The 24,549-nt window shown below is 54.0% G+C and carries 18 protein-coding genes; 12 read left to right on the forward strand and 6 right to left on the reverse strand.

What is annotated here, in order from left to right:
- Positions 1 to 21: 21 nt before the first annotated feature.
- From DBY68_RS21550 to DBY68_RS21565, 4 genes are all read left to right on the forward strand, one after another.
- On the forward strand, positions 22 to 1,251 hold the full coding sequence (locus tag DBY68_RS21550) for a winged helix-turn-helix domain-containing protein (RefSeq protein ID WP_108474582.1): 1,230 nt from the start codon (positions 22 to 24) through the stop codon (positions 1,249 to 1,251).
- 53 nt (positions 1,252 to 1,304) lie between these two features.
- Positions 1,305 to 1,487, forward strand: a complete 183-nt coding sequence (ycaR, locus tag DBY68_RS21555; protein ID WP_108474581.1) for a protein YcaR — start codon at positions 1,305 to 1,307, stop codon at positions 1,485 to 1,487.
- Positions 1,484 to 2,230, forward strand: coding sequence for a 3-deoxy-manno-octulosonate cytidylyltransferase (kdsB, locus tag DBY68_RS21560; protein WP_108474580.1), 747 nt, complete (start codon positions 1,484 to 1,486; stop codon positions 2,228 to 2,230). Before ycaR ends, kdsB begins: the two co-directional genes overlap by 4 nt.
- Before the next feature lie 140 nt (positions 2,231 to 2,370).
- Entirely contained in the window at positions 2,371 to 3,264 is an 894-nt protein-coding gene (locus tag DBY68_RS21565) for a YcbJ family phosphotransferase (RefSeq protein WP_108474579.1), read from the forward strand.
- On the opposite strand, the gene elyC is transcribed toward DBY68_RS21565, so the two are convergent.
- Positions 3,241 to 4,020, reverse strand: coding sequence for an envelope biogenesis factor ElyC (elyC, locus tag DBY68_RS21570; RefSeq protein WP_108474578.1), 780 nt, complete (start codon positions 4,018 to 4,020; stop codon positions 3,241 to 3,243). The two genes, DBY68_RS21565 and elyC, sit on opposite strands and share 24 nt — an antisense overlap.
- A 122-nt stretch (positions 4,021 to 4,142) precedes the next feature.
- Here elyC and cmoM point away from each other — a divergent pair, with 122 nt between their 5' ends.
- From cmoM to DBY68_RS21610, 7 genes are all read left to right on the forward strand, one after another.
- The gene (cmoM, locus tag DBY68_RS21575) at positions 4,143 to 4,922 is read left to right on the forward strand and encodes a tRNA uridine 5-oxyacetic acid(34) methyltransferase CmoM (protein ID WP_108474577.1); all 780 of its coding nucleotides are present in this window, start codon (positions 4,143 to 4,145) and stop codon (positions 4,920 to 4,922) included.
- Positions 4,923 to 4,925: 3 nt separating this feature from the next.
- Complete coding sequence (gene mukF / locus DBY68_RS21580; RefSeq protein WP_108474576.1) at positions 4,926 to 6,248, forward strand: chromosome partition protein MukF; 1,323 nt, start codon at positions 4,926 to 4,928, stop codon at positions 6,246 to 6,248.
- The gene (gene mukE / locus DBY68_RS21585; protein ID WP_015965083.1) at positions 6,229 to 6,933 is read left to right on the forward strand and encodes a chromosome partition protein MukE; all 705 of its coding nucleotides are present in this window, start codon (positions 6,229 to 6,231) and stop codon (positions 6,931 to 6,933) included. The genes mukF and mukE overlap by 20 nt, the downstream gene beginning before the upstream one ends.
- The gene (gene mukB, locus DBY68_RS21590) at positions 6,933 to 11,381 is read left to right on the forward strand and encodes a chromosome partition protein MukB (protein WP_108474575.1); all 4,449 of its coding nucleotides are present in this window, start codon (positions 6,933 to 6,935) and stop codon (positions 11,379 to 11,381) included. Before mukE ends, mukB begins: the two co-directional genes overlap by 1 nt.
- A gap of 210 nt (positions 11,382 to 11,591) precedes the next feature.
- Entirely contained in the window at positions 11,592 to 13,391 is a 1,800-nt protein-coding gene (gene ldtD, locus DBY68_RS21595; RefSeq protein WP_108474574.1) for a L,D-transpeptidase, read from the forward strand.
- 182 nt (positions 13,392 to 13,573) lie between these two features.
- The gene (locus tag DBY68_RS21605; protein ID WP_108474678.1) at positions 13,574 to 14,125 is read left to right on the forward strand and encodes a YcbK family protein; all 552 of its coding nucleotides are present in this window, start codon (positions 13,574 to 13,576) and stop codon (positions 14,123 to 14,125) included.
- Positions 14,126 to 14,140: 15 nt separating this feature from the next.
- Positions 14,141 to 14,788, forward strand: a complete 648-nt coding sequence (locus DBY68_RS21610) for an MBL fold metallo-hydrolase (RefSeq protein WP_108474573.1) — start codon at positions 14,141 to 14,143, stop codon at positions 14,786 to 14,788.
- A 220-nt stretch (positions 14,789 to 15,008) separates the two neighbouring features.
- Here the strand turns inward: DBY68_RS21610 and DBY68_RS21615 are convergent, their stop codons facing one another.
- The 4 genes from DBY68_RS21615 to pncB all read right to left on the reverse strand — a co-directional run bounded on the left by DBY68_RS21615 (position 15,009) and on the right by pncB (position 20,835).
- Positions 15,009 to 16,199, reverse strand: a complete 1,191-nt coding sequence (locus DBY68_RS21615) for an amino acid aminotransferase (protein WP_108474572.1) — start codon at positions 16,197 to 16,199, stop codon at positions 15,009 to 15,011.
- Positions 16,200 to 16,385: 186 nt separating this feature from the next.
- Positions 16,386 to 17,468, reverse strand: a complete 1,083-nt coding sequence (locus DBY68_RS21620; RefSeq protein WP_108474571.1) for a porin — start codon at positions 17,466 to 17,468, stop codon at positions 16,386 to 16,388.
- 597 nt (positions 17,469 to 18,065) lie between these two features.
- The gene (asnS, locus tag DBY68_RS21625; RefSeq protein ID WP_108474570.1) at positions 18,066 to 19,466 is read right to left on the reverse strand and encodes an asparagine--tRNA ligase; all 1,401 of its coding nucleotides are present in this window, start codon (positions 19,464 to 19,466) and stop codon (positions 18,066 to 18,068) included.
- Between the two features lie 166 nt (positions 19,467 to 19,632).
- Positions 19,633 to 20,835 (reverse strand): nicotinate phosphoribosyltransferase, encoded by a 1,203-nt coding sequence (gene pncB / locus DBY68_RS21630; protein WP_108474569.1) that lies wholly within the window; start codon positions 20,833 to 20,835, stop codon positions 19,633 to 19,635.
- A gap of 265 nt (positions 20,836 to 21,100) precedes the next feature.
- On the opposite strand from pncB, the gene pepN reads away from it, so the two are divergent.
- The gene (pepN, locus tag DBY68_RS21635) at positions 21,101 to 23,713 is read left to right on the forward strand and encodes an aminopeptidase N (RefSeq protein WP_108474568.1); all 2,613 of its coding nucleotides are present in this window, start codon (positions 21,101 to 21,103) and stop codon (positions 23,711 to 23,713) included.
- Positions 23,714 to 23,754: 41 nt separating this feature from the next.
- On the opposite strand, the gene ssuE is transcribed toward pepN, so the two are convergent.
- Positions 23,755 to 24,324, reverse strand: coding sequence for an NADPH-dependent FMN reductase (gene ssuE / locus DBY68_RS21640; protein ID WP_108474567.1), 570 nt, complete (start codon positions 24,322 to 24,324; stop codon positions 23,755 to 23,757).
- Positions 24,325 to 24,549 lie beyond the last annotated feature (225 nt).

Raw genomic sequence — 24,549 nt, forward strand, 5'->3', positions numbered from 1 at the left:
AGCGGAACATGGGGATGTGACATGTCAGAGTTGCACTTGACCCTCAGCGCCGCGCGCCATCTCCATCTTGCTGCGCAGGGGTTACTCAAACGCCCACGGCGTCAGGCGAAACCGGCGGATATTCTCGCGACTATTCAGCGCATGTCGCTGCTGCAAATCGATACCATTAACGTCGTCGCCCGCAGCCCCTACCTTGTTCTCTTCAGTCGCCTCGGCTCCTATCCGCAACACTGGCTGGATGACGCGCTGGTGCGGGGTGAACTGATGGAGTACTGGGCGCACGAAGCCTGTTTTTTACCGCGATCCGATTTCCCGCTTGTTCGTCACAAAATGCTCTCGCCGCACAATATGGGCTGGAAATACCATCCGGAATGGATGGCCGAACATGCCGACGAAATTGACTCGCTTATCGCGCATATTGCTGAAAATGGCCCGGTACGTTCTGCGGATTTTGTTCACCCGCGCAAAGGCGCAAGCGGCTGGTGGGAATGGAAACCGCACAAACGTCATCTGGAAGGGTTGTTTACCGCAGGCAAAGTGATGGTGGTGGAGCGGCGCAACTTTCAGCGCGTCTACGACCTCACGCATCGCGTTATGCCAGGCTGGCAGGATGAACTGCATGCGCTCTCGCAGAATGACGCGGAAGCGTTGATGCTGGAAAATAGCGCGCGTAGTCTGGGGATATTCCGTCCACAGTGGCTGGCGGATTACTATCGTCTGCGACAGCCCAATCTCCCCGCGCTGCTCAAACGCTGGCAGGACACTCAGCAGGTGGTGCCCGTACGGGTTGAGCAACTGGGTGAGATGTGGGTGCATACCGATCTGCTGCCTCAACTGGCGCTGGCGGCAGAAGGCAAACTTAACGCCACGCACAGTGCGGTGCTTTCTCCTTTCGACCCTGTCGTGTGGGATCGTAAACGCGCGGAGCAATTTTTTGATTTTTCCTATCGGCTGGAGTGTTATACCCCGGCGCCCAAACGTCAGTACGGCTATTTCGTGTTGCCGCTGTTGCATCAGGGTAAGCTGGTAGGGCGTATCGATAGCAAAATGCACCGCAAAGAGGGTGTGCTGGAGGTTATCGCGCTTTATCTGGAAGAGGGCACACGCGTGAGCGCCTCGCTTGAGAAAGGCCTGAAACAGGCGCTGAATGATTTTGCCCGTTGGCAAGGCGCTAACCGGATCCGTCTGCAACGGCTACCGGAAAAGCTCTTTTTGCATCAGCGGGATGGCTGGGAAATTGACGTTGCCTGAGATGGCACTATGATATGCTGCATCGAGGCCTACCCGGTGCATCAGGAGGAACCATGGATCACCGTTTATTAGAAATTATCGCCTGCCCAATTTGTAACGGCAAACTCTACTACAGCCAGGATAAGCAGGAACTGATTTGCAAGATTGATAACCTGGCGTTCCCGTTCCGCGATGGGATCCCGGTTTTGTTAGAACACGAAGCCCGCCCGCTGGCGGCAGAAGAGAGCAGACCATGATTTTTGTCGTTATTATCCCGGCGCGATTCGCTTCCACACGTCTGCCAGGTAAACCGCTGCAGGATATCAATGGCAAGCCGATGATTGTACACGTGCTGGAACGCGCGCGTGAATCGGGCGCCGATCGTATCATTGTGGCGACTGACCATGCCGATGTGGCGAAAGCCGTGGAAGCGGCGGGCGGTGAAGTGTGCATGACCCGTGCCGACCATCAGTCTGGTACCGAGCGTCTGGCGGAAGTGGTCGAGAAATGCGGTTTCAGCGATGACACTATCGTCGTGAACGTGCAGGGCGATGAGCCGATGATCCCGGCGGTCATCATTCGTCAGGTGGCGGAGAACCTCGCCGCCAGCAAAGCCGGTATGGCCACACTTGCGGTACCTATCGACAACGCGGAAGAAGCGTTTAATCCGAATGCGGTAAAAGTGGTGATGGATAAAGAGGGCTATGCGCTCTATTTCTCTCGCGCCACCATCCCGTGGGATCGCGACCGCTTTGCGAAAAGCCGTGAAACGGTAGGCGATTCTCTGCTTCGTCACATTGGAATCTATGGCTATCGTGCCGGGTTTATTCGTCGCTACGTCGGCTGGGCACCAAGTCCGCTTGAGCAGATTGAAATGCTCGAACAGTTGCGCGTGCTGTGGTACGGCGAAAAAATTCACGTTGCTGTTGCTGAGGAAGTGCCGGGTACGGGCGTCGATACGCCGGAAGATCTGGAGCGCGTACGCGCGGAAATGAAGTAATCCTCTCGCCCCTGCGTCCGCGGGGGCTCTTTAGCGCTACGTATTCTTCTGTTTTCTGTAACGGTTTTGATCTAATCCGGTGACATCTGTCTTGCATTTGCTCATTATAAAAGCAGTAGCTTTTATGGGGGCAAACTGAAATGGAACAACTGCGCGCCGAACTAAGCCACCTTCTGGGAGAAAAACTCAGTCGGGTGGAATGTATCAACGAGAAGGCTGATACCGCGCTGTGGTCACTGTATGACGCCCACGGCAATCCGCTACCTTTACTCGCCAGAAGCTTCACTACACCCGGCCTTGCCCGTCAGCTGGCATGGAAAATCTCCATGCTCGCCCGCAGCAGCACGGTGCGAATGCCCATCGTTTACGGCGTCATGACCCACGAAGAACATCCCGGCCCGGACGTCCTCCTGCTCGAACGCCTGCGCGGCGTTCCGGTCGAAGCGCCAGCCCGTACTCCGGAACGTTGGGAGCAGCTAAAAGATCAGATTGTTGAAGGTTTGCTGGCCTGGCACCGTCACGATAGCGGCGGACTGGTCGGGTTTGTCGACAGTACTCAGGAAAATCTATGGCCATACTGGTACCGCCAGCGCGTTGAAGTGCTGTGGGGTACCCTGAATCTTTACCACAACACGGGTTTAACGATGCAGGATAAACGTATTCTGTTTCGTACCCGCGAGTGCCTGCCTGCGCTGTTCGAGGGGTTTAACGATAACTGTGTGTTGATCCACGGTAATTTTACGTTACGCAGCATGTTGAAGGATGCACGCAGCGATCAGTTGCTGGCGATGGTAGGCCCCGGGGCGATGTTATGGGCGCCGCGCGAGTTTGAACTGTTTCGCCTGACCGAAAGCGGTCATGCGGAAGGGCTGCTGTGGCGCTATCTTCAGCGCGCACCGGTGGCGGAATCGTTCCTCTGGCGGCGCTGGCTTTACCTGATGTGGGATGAAGTCGCCCGGTTGGTGAACACCGGGCGGTTTAATCGCGCGAATTTCGATCTGGCGGCGAAATCACTCCTTCCCTGGCTCTCCTGAAATGCCTTTCAGCCACTGCCAGATTCGCCCAAGCGTTTCATAGCCGACGCGATCGCTGTGCATCAGCCAGACCGGGGACGGGATCGCTTTCTCCCATGGGTTGAGCGGCGATTCGATCGCCAACTGGTTGGCGGGGGCGGGAAGGGGATGCAGCCCCGCATGCTGGAAGAAAATCATTGCGCGCGGCAGATGCGAGGCGGAGGTTACCAGCAGGAACGGTGCATCGCCAATTGCCGCCTTCACTGCGGCGGCTTCTTCCTCGGTATCTTTCGGTGTATCAAGGACGATAATGTCGTTTCGCGGCACGCCGAGGCTCTCCGCCACGCGTGCGCCGGCTTCACCGGTGCTGACCGGGTTGGTCAACGCGCGTGCTCCAGTGAAGATCATTTTAGATCCCGGATTGGCCTGCCACAGTCGAATCCCTTCATTCAGGCGCGGCAGACTATTATTTATCAGGTTTGAGCTGGGCGCCCATTGCGGGTTCCAGGTGTATCCGCCACCCAGTACCACGATATATTCAACGCGTTGCTCACCGCGCCAGGTGGGATATTTATCTTCAATCGGTTTAAGTAACCCATCGGCAACGGGCTGCAGGCTTAATAGCAATAACAGGAGCCAGCCAACCGTGATTGCCGTTTTGCCCGTCTTTTGAAAACGCGTAAACCAAACCAGGAATAATCCTAGTCCCGTCAGTGATAGCAGGAGCGGCAGTGGCAGCATCATCCCGCCAATATACTTTTTCAGCATAAAAAGCATCTGAATGGGTCCTTTTTTAACCATCTAAGTGGATCAACGCAGGGATATTACACCAGATAGCTTCATTATCGCCGTGGGTGTGACAAAATAGCCGCCTTGTTGTTGGCGAGTGAGGTCGTCCTGTGCAGGATCGCAATTTTGATGACATCGCGGAAAAATTTTCGCGCAATATCTATGGCACAACGAAAGGGCAGTTGCGTCAGGCCATTTTGTGGCAGGATCTCGACCGGCTACTGGAAACTTTTGATTCTCGCCCGCTGCGCGTACTGGATGCTGGTGGTGGGGAAGGCCAGACGGCGATTAAAATGGCCGAGCGCGGTCATGAGGTGATTCTGTGCGATCTTTCCGCAGAAATGATCGCCCGCGCAAAACAGGCTGCCAGCGATAAAGGTGTGAGCGACAACATGCATTTTATACAATGCGCGGTTCAGGATGTGGCTCACCATTTGGAAACCCCGGTTGATCTGATATTGTTTCATGCTGTGCTGGAGTGGGTGGCGGAACCGAAAGATGCGCTGAATGCGTTATGGTCTGTCCTGCGTCCGGGCGGCGCATTATCGTTAATGTTCTACAATGCAAACGGCTTGTTGATGCATAACATGGTGGCCGGTAATTTTGACTATGTCATGATCGGAATGCCGAAAAAGAAAAAGCGGACGTTATCGCCGAACTACCCGCGCGATCCGCAACAGGTCTACGGCTGGCTGGAAGACGCCGGCTGGCAGGTCACCGGGAAAACCGGCGTGCGAGTGTTTCATGATTATCTGCGCGAAAAACATCGGCAGCATGACAGCTATGAGATGTTACTGGAATTAGAGACGCGCTATTGCCGTCAGGAGCCTTACATTAGCCTGGGGCGCTATATTCATGTCACCGCGCTGAAGCCGCAGAAGCAAGGATAAACTATGAGTGAATTTTCCCAGACAGTCCCCGAACTGGTTGCCTGGGCCAGAAAAAATGATTTTGCCATCTCGCTTCCAGTCGACAGGCTCTCATTTTTGCTGGCTGTCGCAACGCTGAACGGCGAGCGACTGGAGGGTGAAATGACGGAAGGCGAGCTGGTGGACGCGTTTCGTCATGTGAGTGATGCGTTTGAGCAAACCAGTGAAACCATCAGTACGCGTGCCAATAACGCGATTAACGATTTGGTACGCCAACGTCTGCTGAACCGCTTTACCAGCGAAGTGACCGAAGGCAATGCTATTTATCGCCTGACGCCGCTTGGGATCGGTATTACCGATTATTACATCCGCCAACGCGAATTCTCGACCCTGCGCCTTTCAATGCAGTTATCGATCGTGGCCAGTGAGCTGAAACGCGCCGCCGATGCGGCAGCGGAAGGCGGTGATGAGTTCCACTGGCACCGTAACGTCTATGCGCCGCTGAAATACTCGGTGGCCGAGATTTTCGACAGCATCGACCTGACGCAGCGCATCATGGATGAGCAGCAGCAGTCGGTTAAAGATGATATTGCCCAGTTGCTGAATAAAGACTGGCGCGCGGCGATCTCCAGCTGCGAAATGCTGCTCTCTGAAACGTCCGGCACACTGCGTGAATTGCAGGATACGCTGGACGCGGCAGGCGATAAGCTACAGGCTAACCTGTTGCGTATTCAGGATGCGACGCTCAGCCACGATCATTTGCACTTTGTCGACCATTTAGTGTTTGATTTGCAGAATAAGCTCGACCGCATTGTGAGCTGGGGTCAGCAGGCGATTGACCTGTGGATTGGCTACGATCGCCACGTACATAAATTTATCCGTACCGCTATTGATATGGATAAAAACCGCGTCTTTGCCCAGCGTTTGCGTCAGTCGGTGCAGAATTACTTCGATGCACCATGGGCGCTCACCTACGCCAGCGCCGATCGTCTGCTGGATATGCGTGATGAAGAGATGACGCTGCGCGATGAAGAGGTCATGGGTGAACTTCCGCCAGACTTAGAGTACGAAGAGTTTAACGAAATCCGCGAACAGTTGGCGGCACTGATCGAAGAGCAGCTTGCTGTCTATAAAACCAAAGCGATCCCGCTGGATCTGGGGCTGGTGGTTAAAGAGTATCTGCTCCAGTACCCGCGTGCGCGTCACTTCGACGTGGCGCGTATTGTGGTCGATCAGGCGGTTCGTTTAGGCTTTGCACAAGCAGATTTCACCGGGTTGCCAGCAAAATGGCAGCCAATTAATGATTACGGAGCCAAGGTACAGGCGCATGTCATCGACAAATATTGAACAAGTGATGCCAGTAAAACTGGCGCAGGCCCTGGCCAATCCTATTTTTCCGGCGCTGGATAGCGCGTTGCGTGCGGGTCGGCATATCGGTCTGGATGAGCTGGATAATCACGCCTTTTTGATGGATTTCCAGGAATATCTGGAAGAGTTTTATGCGCGTTATAACGTTGAGCTGATTCGCGCTCCGGAAGGGTTTTTCTATCTGCGTCCGCGTTCCACCACGTTGATTCCGCGCTCGGTATTGTCCGAGCTGGATATGATGGTCGGCAAAATTCTCTGCTACCTCTATCTGAGCCCGGAGCGCCTGGCAAACGAGGGCATTTTCACTCAGCAGGAGCTCTACGACGAGCTTCTTGCGCTGGCGGATGAAGCCAAACTGCTGAAGCTGGTGAACAACCGCTCCACCGGTTCTGACCTTGATCGTCAGAAGCTACAGGAAAAAGTCCGTTCGTCCCTGAACCGTTTGCGCCGTCTGGGCATGGTGTGGTTCATGGGCCATGACAGCAGTAAATTCCGCATCACCGAATCCGTATTCCGCTTCGGCGCTGACGTGCGTTCGGGCGACGATGCGCGTGAAGCGCAACTGCGGATGATCCGCGACGGCGAAGCGATGGCGATTGAAAACCATCTGCAACTTAATGATGAGAATGAAGACAATCAGCCGGATAGCGGGGAGGAAGAGTAATGATCGATCGCGGTAAATTTCGTTCGCTAACGCTGATTAACTGGAACGGGTTCTTCGCCCGTACCTTTGACCTTGATGAATTAGTCACCACCCTGTCGGGCGGGAACGGGGCAGGGAAATCCACTACCATGGCGGCATTCGTCACGGCGTTGATCCCTGACCTTACTCTGCTGCACTTCCGTAACACCACCGAAGCGGGCGCGACCAGCGGCTCGCGCGATAAAGGCCTTCACGGTAAGCTGAAGGCGGGGGTCTGTTACTCAGTGCTGGACGTCATGAACTCGCGCCATCAGCGCGTGGTCGTGGGTGTACGTTTGCAACAGGTCGCCGGGCGCGACCGTAAAGTTGACATCAAACCGTTCGCCATTCAGGGGCTGCCGACCTCTATGCAGCCGACGTCGCTGCTCACCGAAACGCTCAACGAGCGTCAGGCGCGCGTGCTGACCCTGCAGGAGTTGAAAGATAAGCTTGAAGCCATCGAAGGCGTGCAGTTCAAACAGTTTAACTCGATAACCGACTACCACTCGCTGATGTTCGATCTGGGCATCGTCGCTCGTCGTCTGCGTTCCGCATCAGACCGTAGCAAGTTCTATCGCCTGATTGAAGCCTCGCTGTACGGTGGGATCTCCAGCGCTATCACCCGTTCTCTGCGCGACTATTTGCTGCCGGAAAACAGCGGCGTGCGTAAAGCGTTCCAGGACATGGAAGCCGCGCTGCGCGAAAACCGCATGACGCTGGAAGCGATTCGCGTCACCCAGTCTGACCGTGACCTGTTTAAGCATCTGATTTCCGAAGCGACAGATTACGTGGCGGCAGACTACATGCGCCACGCCAATGAGCGTCGTATTCATCTGGATAAAGCGCTGGAGTATCGTCGCGAACTGTTTACTTCTCGCCAGCAGCTGGCGGCGGAGCAGTATAAGCACGTTGACATGGCCCGCGAGCTGCAGGAGCACAACGGTGCGGAAGGCGATCTGGAAGCCGATTACCAGGCGGCAAGCGATCACCTGAATCTGGTGCAGACCGCGTTGCGTCAGCAGGAAAAAATTGAGCGTTACGAAACGGATTTAGAAGAGTTACAGGTTCGTCTTGAAGAACAGAACGAAGTGGTCGCTGAAGCGGCGGAGCAGCAGGAAGAGAACGAAGCCCGCGCCGAAGCCGCTGAACTGGAAGTGGATGAGCTGAAAAGTCAGCTCGCTGACTACCAGCAGGCGCTGGACGTGCAGCAAACCCGCGCCATTCAGTACAATCAGGCGCAGCAAGCGCTGGCCCGCGCGAAAGAGCTTTGCCATCTACCCGATCTGACGCCTGACAGCGCCGATGAATGGCTGGAAACGTTCCAGGCCAAAGAGCAGGAAGCCACAGAAAAACTGCTCTCCCTTGAACAGAAAATGAGCGTGGCGCAAACCGCCCACAGCCAGTTTGAGCAGGCCTACCAGATTGTGGTTGCCATTAACGGCCCGGTTGCCCGCGATGAAGCGTGGAACGTGGCGCGTGAATTACTGCGTGACGGCGTCAATCAGCGTCACCTCGCCGAGCAGGCGCAGTCTCTGCGTGGCCGACTGAACGAGCTTGAACAGCGTTTGCGTGAGCAGCAGGAAGCTGAGCGTCTGCTGGCGGAATTCTGCAAACGTCAGGGTAAACACTACGATATTGAAGACCTGGAAACGCTGCATCAGGAACTGGAAGCGCGTATCTCCGTGCTCTCTGACAGCGTCTCCAGCGCCAGCGAACAGCGCATGTCGTTGCGTCAGGAACTGGAAACGCTGCAATCGCGCATCTCCGCCCTGATGCACCGCGCGCCGGTGTGGCTGGCGGCGCAGAACAGCCTGAACCAGCTCTGCGAACAGAGCGGCGAGCAGTTTGAGTCCAGCTCCGATGTCACCGAATATCTGCAACAACTGCTGGAACGCGAGCGTGAAGCGATTGTTGAGCGTGATGAAGTCGGCGCGCGTAAACGTGAAATCGATGAAGAGATCGAGCGTTTAAGCCAGCCGGGCGGCTCCGAAGATCAGCGTCTTAACGCGCTGGCCGAACGTTTCGGTGGCGTGCTGCTGTCTGAAATTTATGACGATGTCAGTCTGGATGATGCACCGTACTTCTCTGCGCTGTATGGCCCGTCGCGTCACGCGATTGTGGTGCCGGATCTCTCGCAGATCGCCGAGCAGCTTGAGGGGCTGGAAGATTGCCCGGAAGATCTCTACCTGATCGAGGGTGACCCGCAGTCGTTCGATGACAGCGTCTTCAGTGTAGATGAGCTGGAAAAAGCGGTGGTGGTGAAAATTGCCGATCGCCAGTGGCGTTATTCGCGTTTCCCAAGCCTGCCGCTGTTTGGACGTGCAGCGCGTGAAAACCGCATTGAGGCCCTGCATGCCGAGCGTGAAGTGCTTTCCGAGCGCTTCGCCACGCTCTCCTTTGATGTGCAGAAAACCCAGCGCCTGCATCAGGCGTTCAGCCGCTTTATCGGCAGCCATCTGTCGGTGGCGTTTGACGATGACCCGGAAGCAGAAATTCGCAAGCTGAATACCCGTCGCGGTGAGCTGGAACGCGCGCTGAATACGCACGAAAGCGACAACCAGCAGCAGCGTACGCAGTTTGAACAGGCGAAGGAGGGCGTTGCTCAACTCAACCGTCTGCTGCCGCGCCTGAGCCTGCTGGCCGATGAAACGCTGGCAGACCGCGTCGATGAAATTCAGGAACGCCTGGATGAAGCGCAGGAAGCCGCACGCTTTATTCAGCAGCACGGTAACCAACTGGCGAAACTGGAGCCGGTTGTCTCCGTGCTTCAGAGTGACCCGGAACAGTTTGAACAACTGAAAGAAGATTATGCCTGGTCGCAGCAGGTGCAGCGCGAAGCGCGTCAGCAGGCGTTTGCACTGACGGAAGTGGTGCAGCGTCGTGCACACTTCAGCTACTCTGATTCCGCGGAGATGCTCAGCGGCAATAGCGATCTTAACGAAAAACTGCGCCAGCGTCTGGAGCAGGCAGAAAGCGAGCGTACGCGTGCCCGTGAAGCGATGCGTACCCATGCCGCGCAGCTAAGTCAGTACAGCCAGGTGCTGGCGTCGCTGAAAAGTTCTTACGACACCAAGAAAGAGCTGCTTAACGATCTCTACAAAGAGTTGCAGGATATTGGCGTTCGCGCCGACAGCGGGGCGGAAGAGCGTGCGCGTATTCGCCGCGATGAACTGCACGCGCAGTTAAGCAACAACCGCGCGCGTCGTAATCAGCTGGAAAAAGCGCTGACCTTCTGCGAAGCGGAAATGGACAATCTGACCCGCAAACTGCGCAAGCTGGAACGTGATTATCTGGAAATGCGCGAGCAGGTCGTGAGCGCGAAAGCCGGCTGGTGCGCGGTGATGCGTCTGGTGAAAGACAACGGCGTAGAACGTCGTCTGCACCGCCGCGAGCTGGCGTATCTTTCTGCCGATGACCTGCGTTCGATGTCGGATAAAGCGTTAGGAGCGTTGCGTCTGGCGGTAGCGGATAACGAACATTTGCGCGATGTGCTACGTATGTCGGAAGATCCGAAACGCCCGGAACGTAAAATTCAGTTCTTCGTGGCGGTGTACCAGCATCTGCGCGAGCGTATCCGTCAGGATATTATTCGCACCGATGATCCGGTTGAAGCCATCGAACAGATGGAAATCGAACTGAGCCGTCTGACCGAAGAACTGACCGGACGTGAACAGAAACTGGCGATCAGCTCTCGCAGCGTGGCCAACATCATTCGCAAAACCATTCAGCGCGAGCAGAACCGTATTCGTCAACTGAACCAGGGGCTGCAGAGCGTGTCGTTTGGTCAGGTTAACAGCGTGCGTCTGAACGTTAACGTGCGTGAAACGCACTCGACGCTGCTGAATGTGCTTTCTGAGCAGCACGAACAGCATCAGGATCTGTTTAACAGTAACCGTCTGACCTTCTCCGAAGCGCTGGCGAAGCTCTATTCACGCCTTAATCCGCAAATTGATATGGGCCAGCGCACGCCGCAAACCATTGGCGAAGAACTGCTTGATTACCGCAGCTATCTTGAGATGGAAGTGGAAGTCAACCGTGGTTCCGATGGCTGGCTGCGTGCGGAATCGGGCGCGCTCTCAACCGGTGAAGCGATTGGTACCGGGATGTCGATTCTGGTGATGGTGGTACAGAGCTGGGAAGATGAAGCGCGTCGCCTGCGCGGAAAAGACCTCTCGCCGTGTCGTCTGCTGTTCCTCGATGAAGCGGCGCGTCTGGATGCCCGTTCTATCGCCACGCTGTTCGAGCTGTGCGAACGTCTGGAAATGCAGCTGATTATTGCGGCACCAGAGAATATCAGCCCGGAAAAAGGCACCACCTATAAACTGGTGCGTAAAGTGGTTGGCAATCACGAGCACGTTCATGTGGTGGGGCTGCGAGGGTTTGCCGCGCAACTCCCAGAGACACTACCGGGAACGGCTGACGCCTCCTGATGTAAAAGGGCGTAAATAAAAAACCCGGCGCGAAAGTGACCGGGTTTTTTCTCATTCAGGGAGAAGCGCCGTTTTAGCTATCTGCTTTTGCGGCCAGAGGGGGTATTATCTTTAGACTTCTTTACATTTGGTCAGGCAGAAATTTTTTGTCTTTATATACTGAGAGTAAGCCCGTTTTACGAGCATTAATGCAATAACAGGGGGCAAGGGATGTTGCTTAATAAAAAGAATGGTCGTCGATTGTCGGTCGTGAGTGTGTGTCTGGCAATGACGTTTGCTCCACTGTTTAACGCGCTGGCCGATGAGCCAGAAGTCGTGCCTTCCGACAGTTCCGCCACCGTAGCGGAAACTGCGCCTGCGCTGGCGGTTCCGGGAAGCCAGGCGTCAGCGATGGCGAATCTGTTGGGAACACAGCCGCTCCCCGATGGGGCTGCGGCAAAAAGCCGGGCTGATATTCAGTCCTGGCTGCCAGCAGGCTACACGCCGGTTTATCTCAATCCATTGGTTACGCTTTACGCCGCACACGATATGAAACCGATGTGGGAAAATCGTGATGCCGTTCGTGCGTTCCAACAGCAGCTGGCCGAAGTGGCGATTGCTGGTTTTCAGCCGCAATTTACCAAATGGGTTGAGCTGTTAACCGACCCGAACGTCAACGGGATGGCGCGGGATGTCGTGCTGTCTGATGCACTGATGGGCTACCTGCACTTTATAAGCGGTATTCCGGTTCAGGGTAATCGCTGGTTGTACAGTGCGAAACCGTACACCATGGCGACGCCGCCGCTGTCGGTCATTAACCAGTGGCAACTGGCGCTCACTGAGGGCACATTACCGCAGTTTATCGCCGGGCTGGCTCCTCAACATCCGCAGTATGAAACCATGCACCAGACACTGTTGTCGCTGCTCTCGGACACCAAACCCTGGCCGACGCTGAAATCAGGCGCGTCACTGCGGCCTGGGCAATGGAGTAGTGATGTCCCTGCGCTGCGGGAAATTTTACAACGTCATGGCATGCTTGATGGTGGGCCCAATATTACGCTGCCAGGTGACGAACCGGCCGTCAGCCCATCCGCGAAAACCAGAAAAACGGCAAAGTCTGGCCCACAAGCGTATGACCGTACATTGTCCGACGCCGTTAAGCGCTTCCAGACCTCACAGGGGCTGGGCAGCGATGGCGTTATTGGCGGTGCCACGCGTGATGCGCTCAATCTTTCCAACGCCGAACGTGCCGGTGTCGTGGCGCTGAATATTCAGCGTTTGCGTTTGCTGCCCGGTAAACTTTCTACAGGCATTATGGTGAACATCCCGGCGTATTCGCTGGTCTATTATCAGGACGGCAATCAGGTGCTGGCATCGCGTGTCATTGTGGGGCGTCCGGATCGCAAAACGCCGATGATGAGCAGCGCGTTGAATAACGTGGTGGTCAACCCGCCATGGAACGTACCGCCAACGCTGGCGCGCAACGACATTCTGCCGAAACTGCGTAACGATCCCGGTTACCTTGAGCGTCACAACTATACGGTGATGCGCGGCTGGAACAGTAGCGAAACCATTGATCCCTGGCGTGTAGACTGGTCAACCATCACGGCGTCAAATCTGCCGTTCCGCTTCCAGCAGGCACCAGGGCCACACAACTCACTCGGGCGGTATAAATTTAATATGCCGAGTTCGGACGCCATCTATTTACACGATACGCCGAACCATAATTTGTTCCAGAAAGATGCCCGAGCGTTAAGTTCTGGTTGCGTGCGTGTGAATAAAGCCTCTGAACTCGCCGGTATGTTATTGAGTGATGCCGGATGGAATGACGCGCGAATTTCCGATGCGCTGAAGCAGGGGAATACACGCTACGTGAATATTAGACAGAATATCCCGGTGAATCTTTATTACCTCACCGCCTTTGTTGACGCTGATGGAAAGACACAATATCGCACAGATATTTACAATTATGATGTAACAGCGCGATCTGGCGCACAAATCCTGCCAAAAGCGGAACAATTAATCAGATAAATGAAGTAGTTCAGGTAATTTAGTGGTCGTATCTATGTCGCAACGCCCACCAGGGAAAGCCCTGGTGGTGCGGGTTGCGCTGGGATGGTCGCCTTGACGCTGGCAGAAATGCCCGGTAAGGTGCCCTACGTGCGCCAGAAGTGCATAAATTTCGATCACATTTACTTGTAGACCTGATTATCATGGACAAATTTGACGCTAATCGCCGCAAACTGCTGGCGCTGGGTGGGGCTGCGCTGGGCGCTGCTGCTATCTTGCCGACGCCTGCACTTGCTACCCTCTCGACCCCACGTCCGCGGATCCTGACGCTGAACAATCTTCATACGGGTGAGTTGATAAAAGCCGAGTTTTTCGACGGCAGAGGCTATATTCAGGATGAATTAGCAAAACTCAATCATTTCTTCCGTGATTTTCGCGCGAATAAAATAACCACTATTGATCCCTCATTATTCGATCAGCTTTATCGACTGCAGGGCTTATTAGGCTCTAATCGTCCGGTACAGTTAATCTCTGGCTACCGCGCCATTGATACGAATAATGAATTACGAGCCCATAGCCGTGGTGTAGCGAAAAACAGCTACCACACGAAAGGACGGGCGATGGATTTCCATATTGAAGGTGTTTCGTTAAGCAATATTCGCAAAGCCGCGTTATCTATGCGCGCAGGTGGTGTAGGATACTACCCACGTAGCAACTTTGTGCATATTGATACCGGGCCGGTGCGGCACTGGTAACGAAACAGGAGCCTTATGAACTATCGTATTATTCCGGTCACCGCGTTCGCGCAGAACTGTTCATTGATTTGGTGCGAGCAAACGAAACTTGCTGCGCTGGTCGATCCTGGCGGTGATGCTGAGAAAATCAAAGAGCAGGTTGAGGCCGCTGGCGTTACCCTGGTTCAGATTTTACTCACTCACGGGCATCTCGATCACGTAGGTGCGGCGGCGGAGCTGGCTGCGCACTACGGTATTCCTGTGATTGGGCCGGAAAAAGAAGATGAGTTCTGGCTGCAGGGATTACCGCAACAGAGCCGGATGTTCGGCCTCGAAGAGTGTCAGCCTCTGACGCCTGACCGTTGGCTGAATGAAGGCGAAACGGTAAGCGTGGGCAATGTGAAGTTACAGATACTGCATTGTCCGGGTCACACGCCGGGCCACATCGTCTTTTTCGATGACGCGTCCCGGCTGTTGATTTCCGGTGATGTTATCTTTAAGGGCGGGGTGGGGCGCAGTGATTTTCCGCGCGGTGACCACGGCCAACTGATCGACGCGATTAAACGCAAGCTATTGCCGCTGGGTGATGACGTGACGTTTATTCCGGGTCATGGCCCTCTGTCAACGCTCGGCTATGAGCGGCTGCACAACCCGTTCCTGCAGGATGAAATGCCTGTCTGGTAATAGCAAAAAAGGCCGCGAAAGCGGCCTTTTTCCTGATGACAAACGCAACATTGCCTGATGCGCTACGCTTATCAGGCCTACAAGGCTCCTGCAATATATTGAACTTGCACTGTTTTGTAGGCCGGGTAAGGCGTTTACGCCGCATCTGGCAAGAACAAAGCGCACTTTGTCAGTGAAATAAGGCCGCGAAAGCGGCCTTTTTTACGTCGTCTGACCCGTCTTACAACACGGCGACAATGGCTTCGCACAGCGGCGCCATGTTGTCCGGTGTCATACCCGCGACGTTGATACGGCCAGAAGCCACCGCATAGACGCCAAACTCTTCACGCAGACGCAGCACCTGGTCTTTGGTCAGGCCGCTGAACGAGAACATGCCGTTCTGTTTGGTGATAAAACTGAAGTCGCGGTTCGCACCTTTCTCCTGCAGCGTGTTCACAAACAGCAGACGCATGCGCTGAATGCGTTGACGCATATCGGTCAGCTCCTGTTCCCAAATGGCGCGCAGCGCGTCATTGCTGAGAATGGTCGCGACAACGGATGCGCCGTGAGCCGGCGGGTTGGAATAGTTAGCACGAATCACCGACTTCATCTGGCTGAAGGCGCGATCGGCGTTGTCCGCATCGCGGGTGACCAGGGTGCAGGCACCCACACGTTCGTTATACAGACCGAAGTTTTTGGAGTAAGAGCTGGCAACAATCAGCTCATCATGCAGCGCGGCGAACGCGCGCAGACCTTCGGCATCTTCTTCCAGACCACGGGCAAAGCCCTGGTAGGCGAAATCGAACAGCGGCAGCCAGCCTTTCTCAGCGGAAAGCTTCGCCAGTTGTTGCCACTGCTCCAGCGTCGGATCGATACCGGTCGGGTTATGGCAGCAGCCGTGGAACAGCACCACATCACCAGCCTGTGCATTGTTCAGGCTGGCAATAAGGCCATCAAAATTGAGCGCGTGGTTCTGGGCGTCGTAGTAGTCATATTCGCAAACTTCGAGGCCAGCGGCATTGAACACACCTTTATGGTTCGGCCAGCTCGGGTTGCTTACCCAAACGCGTTTCGCGCTGGTGTTTTTGGCGAGGAAATCTGCCGCGACGCGCAGTGCGCCGGTACCGCCAGGCGTTTGCGCCGTACGGGCGCGTTTCGCATTGACGATTTCACTTCCTTTACCGAACAGCAGCTCCTGCGTGCAACGACCAAACTCCGGGATACCATCAATACCGAGGTAATTTTTAGTCGTTTCATTTTCCAGCAGATAAAGCTCCGCTTTTTTAACGCTGGTCAGAACCGGGGTTTTACCGGTCTCATCTTTGTAAACTCCAATCCCGAGGTTGATTTTGCTCGGGCGGTCGTCGGCACGAAACAGATCGGCCAGGCCCAGAATTGGGTCGGCAGGGGCGGCTGTAATGTTCTCAAACATGACGGGGTTCCATTTATGAGTGACTTGGAGAAATCCGCTATCAGGTTAACGGCAGATTTACAAAATGCCAACCGTTTGCAATGAAAAGCGCGAGCCTTTTCAAAAGTCGCGATTTTTAACTAGTGTAAACGAGAAAAACAGGGCCGAAGCCCTGTTTCCTGTGCATATAACAAAGTGGCGTACTGATTAGAACTGGTAGACGATACCCACAGCAGCCTGGTCGTCGGTAGACAGGCCAGTGGCTGCGGTGTAGTCGTTTTCGTCCAGCAAGTTGAACTTGTACGCTGCATAGACGTTCATGTTTTTGTTGAAGTAGTACCAGGTGCCGACTTCAACATATTTCAGCAGGTCAGCAGTGCCGCCGTCGAAGCCAGGGCGTGACGCCAGGTTTTTACCTTTAGACTGTACGTAGCCAACGGAGGGACGCAGGCCGAAGTCGAACTGGTACTGAACCACTGCTTCAATGTTCTGTGTTTTGTTGGCAAAGCCCGTGTCTTCCGGGGTCATGTTGTAGGTCTGAGAGTACATGACAGCCGCATAAACGTTGTTTGCATCGTACTTAGCAGAGGTCGCCCACGCTTCGGCTTTGTCGCCGCTTGCGCTAAAGGCCTGGTTTTTCTGATCGGTAGTACGGTTAGAGTTAGCGTAGCCTGCGGAGATAGCAAAGCCTTCGCCAAAGGCCCAGGTCGCAGAGGTACTGATACCGTCGCCGTTCTGCTTCTGAATGTTACGATCTTCGTTTTTGCCCTGATACTGAACCGCGAAGCTCAGACCGTCGACCAGCCCGAAGAAATCTGAGTTACGGTAGGTTGCGACGCCATTGGTACGCGCAGTCATAAAGTTATCGGTGTAGTTCCAGCCGTCGCCGCCCCACTCAACCAGCATATCGGTTGCAGATTCAACGTCGTAGATAGCGCCGTAGTTACGACCGTAGTCGAAAGATCCGAATTCACCGGCTTTCAGGCCCGCGAAGGCCAGACGGGTTTTGGTGGTTTGGGAACCTTCAACGTTGGACGCATCCATGTTGTATTCCCACTGACCGTAACCGGTCAGCTGTTCGTTAATCTGAGTTTCCCCTTTCACACCAATACGGGCATAGGTGGTATCCGAGTTGCTGGTGTCACCATTGGTGGTCCACACATGCTCACCGACCATTTTGCCGTAAAAGTCCAGTTTGTTGCCGTTTTTGTTATAGATTTCTGCAGCGTTAGCTGCACCGGCTACCAGCAGGGCAGGGATCACCACTGCCAGGATATTGCGCTTCATCATTATTTATTACCCTCATTAGGTTTTTTTTATATCGACACTCGCCACTGCCGCCAATAACTTCTGTCAATAAAAATTTACAGAAGTATTGATGATAGTTTGGTGTCTTTTTGTGTCTGAGAGGCATATTTCCATTCAAACCACCGTTTCGCTAGCCGGAAAGTGCTACAAATATCCTAATTAAGTAACAAAAAGAAATTTTATGTAACAATAAATTAAAAATAAGGAACTTTGTGAGACAACTCAAAGTTCTGTTGGGTTAGGGCAAACGTTAGTGAATTTCTGTATATCTATATGAATTTCTTATCTTTAATTTAACTATGGGTTGTTTATTGCACAAGTTGCTGTAATTGTGAATAACTGAAAATGTTAAAATTAAGTTTCAGAAAGGACGTGATCTCGCTTAAAAATAATGCTATTTGCTCAGGTGAACCTAAAATCCACAAAGAATTGAGTATTTTTTGTGCGAAAACGTTAACAGAAATGGGATGTAACAAACTACGTTCTGTAGGGGGTTGATCCTTAAGGTAATTGACGAAGATTTACGTTAAGGGCACAAAAAAGGCCAGCATTTGCTGGCCTTGTTGAAATAGCGGAGCTTTAGAAGCTGGCGTTACGCGGCGTTCTTGGGAAGGCAATCACGTCACGGACGTTTTGTACGCCTGTCACATAGGCAATCAGACGTTCGAAGCCCAGACCGAAACCGGAGTGCGGTACGGTGCCGTAACGACGCAGATCGCGATACCACCAGTAATCTTCTTTGTTCAGACCCATCTCTGCCATGCGGGCATCCAGCACGTCCAGACGCTCTTCACGCTGTGAACCACCGATGATTTCACCGATACCTGGGGCCAGCACGTCCATCGCCGCGACGGTTTTACCGTCGTCGTTAAGACGCATGTAGAATGCCTTGATCTCTTTCGGATAGTTTTTCACCACCACCGGCGCTTTGAAGTGTTTCTCAGCAAGATAGCGTTCGTGTTCGGAAGAGAGGTCAACGCCCCAGTAAACCGGGTTTTCAAAGGTTTGACCGCAGTTTTCAAGGATGGTGACCGCGTCGGTGTAATCCACCTGTGCGAAATCCGCCTCGATAAAGCGTTGCAGACGTTCAATAGCGTCTTTATCCACGCGTTCAGCGAAGAATTTCATGTCGTCCATACGTTCTTCAAGAACCGCTTTGAAGACATATTTCAGCATGGCTTCCGCCAGCGCGGCGTTATCTTCCAGGTCGGCAAACGCGACTTCCGGCTCCAGCATCCAGAACTCGGCCAGGTGGCGGCTGGTGTTGGAGTTTTCAGCGCGGAAAGTCGGGCCGAAGGTGTAGATTTTTGACAGCGCACAGGCGTAGGTTTCGCCGTTCAGCTGGCCGGAAACGGTCAGGAAAGACTCTTTACCGAAGAAGTCTTTATCGAAATCGACTTTACCCTGGTCGTTACGCGGCAGGTTTTCCAAATCCAGCGTGGAGACGCGGAACATTTCGCCAGCGCCTTCGGTATCGGATGCGGTGATCAGCGGGGTGGACACCCAGAAGAAACCCTGTTCATCGAAGAAGCGGTGCAGCGCCTGTGCCAGCGTATGGCGAACGCGTGCCACCGCGCCAATCAGGTTGGTGCGCGGACGCAGGTGTGCCACTTCACGCAGGTATTCGATGCTGTGACGTTTAGCCGCCATCGGGTAGGTATCCGGATCTTCCACCCAACCGGTCACTTCCACGCTCGTCGCCTGGATTTCGAAGCTCTGGCCCTGGCCCTGAGACGCCACGACTTTACCGGTGACGACCACGGAGCAACCGGTGGTCAGACGCAGGATTTCCTGATTGTAATTGGGCAGAGAATTATTAATAACGGCCTGTACAGGATCAAAGCAGGAACCGTCATAGACGGCGAGGAAGGAAAAGCCAGCTTTTGAATCTCGGCGAGTACGCACCCATCCGCGCACGGTGACTTCGCTGTCAACGGCGGCACGGCCCTGGAGTACGTCGGCTACAGGCACAACGCTCATAATAGTCTCTCTGTTAAGTTGTCCAATAAAGATTAAGTTGCTCCCTAAAAAAGGGAGTTATCTATGTTACCTGTCATCCGCCATCAGACAAGCAGATTTCGCACTGTGAAGGGGAGAATTCAGAAATTAATAAAGAAGAAGGGAGCCGATTGGCTCCCTTTGGTGATTAACTCGCCTTTTTGACCTGAGGCAGGTCGAAGGCTTTGCGCAATGCGCGAACGAATGCCTTGTCGTGACAGATGGTTTTGCCAGGGCTGTCGGAGAGTTTTGCGACCGGCTTGCCGTTACATTCCACCAGTTTAATGACGATATTCAGAGGTTTTACCTGGGGAATATCGCAGGTGAGACGAGTGCCAATACCGAAGCTCAGGTTCACGCGCGATGAGAAGTGGCGATAGAGATCGACCGCTTTGGGCAAATCGAGATTATCGGAGAACACCAGCACTTTGCTGTGCGGGTCGATACCCAGTTTTTCATAGTGGGCAATCGCTTTTTCGCCCCATTCAACCGGGTCGCCAGAGTCGTGGCGTAGCCCCTGATAACGGGTAGCAAATTCCGGCCCGAAATCGCGCAGAAAGGCGTCCATGGTAATGCAGTCGGTCAGGGCGATACCCAATTGGTCTGGATATTCTGCAAGCCAGGCCGCCAGCGCCGCACGTTGGCTGGTTGCCAGGTCAGGGCTAATTTGCTGATGCGCCTGGAACCACTCGTGCGCCTGTGTACCCATTGGGGTAAGGTCGAGACGACGAGCGAGATCGTAGTTGCTGGTACCGGTAAACCACGGCTCCTGCTGGAGACGTTTGACGATCGCTTCCTGCACGTCGCGGGAGAAACGACGACGAGTACCGAAATCCATCAGGCGGAACGCGGACATATCAAGGTCAGCGGTCATGCGCGTGAAATCAGTGAGTTTATGCTCAAGCATTTCAAGCGCCTGCGGTACGCCTTCTTCCGGGGAACGGTAGCGATGAACCAGCTCGCTTATCACCGCCAGTAGCGGCACTTCCCACATAATGACCTCACGCCATGGGCCATCAAGGCGAATGTTCAGCTTGCCGTTGTCGTTGGTAACGGTCACCTGTTGCGGGTCGTAGCGAAATTCGCGCAGCCAGTTCAGGTAATCTTCTTTAAAGAAGGGCAGCCCTGAAAGCCAGTGATATTCATCATCACTGAGTTTCAGCGAACGCATAGCGTCTACCTGTTCCCGAATGGCATCAGCATAAATGCCCAGCAGATCGTCACCACGGCAGCGGAATTCCGCTGCGACGTTAACGTCGTAGTAGTGGTGGAATACGGCCTGCTGCATATGCAGTTTGTAGGCATCCGTATCAAGCAACGAATGCAGAACAGGAGTCACGAATTGAGTCATGGTGCGCAATAGCATCCTCTCACAGGAGCGTTTAGTAAAATAAACAACAGGGAGATTAGCAGGAGTATACCTTGTTTATTCATTTATTGAACCCCGATCACATCATAAGGCCTGCTAAGGGGCTAGGGCATTTCGTGCCAATGTGTTATCCAAATGTAGCAATTTTTGGTATTTGTCTGGAAAAGATGAAGATTCTGCATAGCGCGATTTAAACAACAGGAATAGACTGGATACGACATTTTACAAACGACGCTAAAGGTTTTTTATGACACAACAGCCCCAAGCCAAGTACCGCCACGACTACCGTGCGCCGGACTACCTGATCAGTGATATCGACCTGGCCTTTGACCTGGATGCCGCAAAAACCGTCGTGACGGCCCAAAGCCAGGTTTCCCGTCATGCAGCGTCTGATGTGCCGCTGCGTCTGGACGGCGAAGATTTAACGCTGATTTCCGTACACGTGAACGGCGAGCAGTGGACGAACTATAAAGAAGAAGAGAAGCAACTGGTTATCAGCGGCTTGCCAGAGCGTTTTACGCTGCAAATTGTGAACGAAATCAGCCCGGCGTCGAACACCGCGCTGGAAGGGCTTTACCAATCGGGCGAAGCGCTGTGTACGCAATGCGAGGCGGAAGGATTCCGTCACATCACTTATTATCTCGACCGCCCGGACGTTCTGGCGCGTTTTACCACCAAAATTACCGCTGACAAAGCGAAATATCCGTACCTGTTGTCTAACGGTAACCGCGTTGCGCAAGGCGAGCTGGACAATGGCCGTCACTGGGTACAGTGGCAGGATCCGTTCCCGAAACCGTGCTACCTGTTTGCGCTGGTGGCAGGAGACTTCGACGTCCTGCGCGATACCTTCACCACCCGTTCCGGGCGTCAGGTGGCGCTTGAGCTGTTTGTCGATCGCGGCAACCTTGACCGCGCGCCGTGGGCGATGACGTCGCTGCAAAACTCCATGAAGTGGGATGAGGCGCGTTTCGGCCTCGAATATGACCTCGACATCTACATGATTGTCGCCGTTGACTTCTTTAATATGGGCGCGATGGAAAATAAAGGTCTCAACATCTTTAACTCCAAATACGTGCTGGCGCGCACCGACACCGCCACCGATAAAGATTATCTCGATATTGAGCGCGTCATCGGCCACGAATATTTCCATAACTGGACCGGGAACCGCGTCACCTGTCGCGACTGGTTCCAGCTGAGCCTGAAAGAGGGCTTAACCGTGTTCCGCGATCAGGAGTTCAGCTCTGACCTCGGCTCGCGCGCGGTGAATCGCATCAATAACGTGCGTACCATGCGCGGCTTGCAGTTTGCCGAAGATGCCAGCCCGATGGCGCACCCGATTCGCCCGGACATGGTTATCGAGATGAACAACTTCTACACCCTGACCGTGTATGAAAAGGGGGCGGAAGTGATTCGCATGCTGCATACCCTGCTGGGTGAAGCGAATTTCCAGAAAGGTATGCAGCTCTATTTCGAACGCCACGACGGCAGCGCGGCCACCTGTGATGATTTCGTGCAGGCGATGGAAGATGCGTCCAACGTCGATCTGTCGCATTTCCGCCGTTGGTACAGTCAGTCCGGTACGCCAATTGTCAGCGTGCATGATGACTATAATCCGGAAACCGAGCAGTACACGCTGACCATCAGCCAGCGTACGCCAGCGACGGCTGACCAACAGGATAAACAGCCACTCCATATTCCGTTTGATATCGAACTGTATGATAACGAAGGGAAAGTGATTCCGCTGCAAAAGGACGGGCACCCGGTTCACAACGTGCTGAACGTCACCCAGGCAGAGCAGACCTTTATCTTTGATAACGTCTACTTCCAGCCGGTGCCGTCCCTGCTGCGCGAGTTTTCTGCACCCGTTAAGCTGGAATACAAATGGAGTGACCAGCAGTTAACGTTCCTGATGCGTCATGCGCGAAACGACTTCTCCCGTTGGGATGCGGCGCAAAGCCTGCTGGCCAACTACATCAAGATTAACGTCAACCGTCATCAGCAGAACCAACCGCTGTCACTGCCGGTTCATGTGGCCGATGCGTTCCGCGCCATCCTGCTGGATGAGAAAATCGACCCGGCGCTGGCGGCTGAAATTCTGACGCTGCCGTCGGCCAATGAAATCGCAGAACTGTTTGATGTTATTGATCCGATCGCTATCGCGGCTGTTCGCGAAGCGCTGACCCGTACGCTGGCCAATGAACTGGCGGATGAGTTCCTCGTTATCTACAACGCCAACAAATTGCCGGTCTATCGCGTTGAGCATGACGATATCGGTAAACGTTCGCTGCGCAATACGTGCCTGCGCTATCTGGCGTTTGGCGAGCGTGAACTGGCGGATAAACTGGTGCGCCAGCAATATCATCAGGCCGACAACATGACCGATGCGCTGGCGGCGTTAGCGGCATCCGTGGCGGCAGAGCTGCCGTGCCGCGATGCGCTGATGCAGGAGTACGACGATAAATGGCATCAGGATGGTCTGGTAATGGACAAATGGTTCATTCTTCAGGCCACCAGCCCGGCGGATAACGTGCTGGAAACGGTACGTAAGCTGTTGAATCACCGCTCGTTCACCATGAATAACCCGAACCGTCTGCGTTCGCTGATCGGCGCGTTTGCCAGCAGCAACCCGGCCGCGTTCCACGCGCTTGATGGCAGCGGTTATCAATTCCTGGTTGAGATGCTGACGGAACTTAACAGCCGTAACCCGCAGGTGGCGTCACGTCTGATTGAGCCGCTGATCCGCCTCAAACGCTATGATGCAAAACGTCAGGCGATGATGCGTGGGGCGCTGGAACAGCTGAAAGGGCTGGAGAATCTTTCCGGGGATCTGTACGAGAAGATTACCAAAGCGTTAGCGTAGTGAAAAAGCCGGGTAAGGCGTAGCCGCCTCCCGGCATTTTTTTACGCATGTTCAAACTGCTGATGAAACGCCGGAACGCGAATATCGCGACGGTGCAGCGCCTGCCAGAATGTCTCCAGCGCACTGTCCAGACGGCCCTGTAAATTTGGGCTGAACTGCGGCTTATGCTGGTAATCTGTTACCTGACTGTCGTCTGCGAACACGCCATGCAGGATCTCCTGCGCTTTTAATGCGCTCAGCACCGGTTTCAGTGCGTAATCCACTGCCAGCATATGGGCAACCGTACCGCCCGTCGCTAACGGCAACACCACTTTCCCCTCCAGTGCACGCTCGGGCAGCAGATCCAGCAGCGTTTTTAACGCACCAGAAAACGACGCTTTATAAATCGGTGTGGCAACGATTAAGCCATCTGCCTGCGACAGCTGTTCGGTCAGGGTTTTCAGCGCCGGGCTATCGAAACGCGCATACAGCAGATCTTCCGGCTCGAAATTTTGCAGATGCCAGTGGCATACCTCAACGTCCACCGCCGCCAGTTTTTCACGGGCGTACTCCAGCAGCGCGCTGGAGCGTGAGGGAAAACGCGGGCTTCCCGCCAGGGTGATGACGCGCATACAACCTCCTTGCAACCTTAATGTGTGTTTTGTTTAACATTCTGAAGGGCAGTTTGGCAGACGATGCCGTGATTCCTAAATGCTTTTTCAGCTAAACGAATTCTGATAAATGGATATGCGCTTACGTGCTCTATTTAAAAAAATCGAAAGGTTTTCAACATGCTTTTATTTTGTTGAATTATTGTGATGATAAATTCAGCTGTTAAATACATTGTTCTGTATTAA

It is taken from the genome of Pseudocitrobacter sp. RIT415, from assembly GCF_003057695.2.
GTDB lineage: Bacteria > Pseudomonadota > Gammaproteobacteria > Enterobacterales > Enterobacteriaceae > Pseudocitrobacter > Pseudocitrobacter faecalis.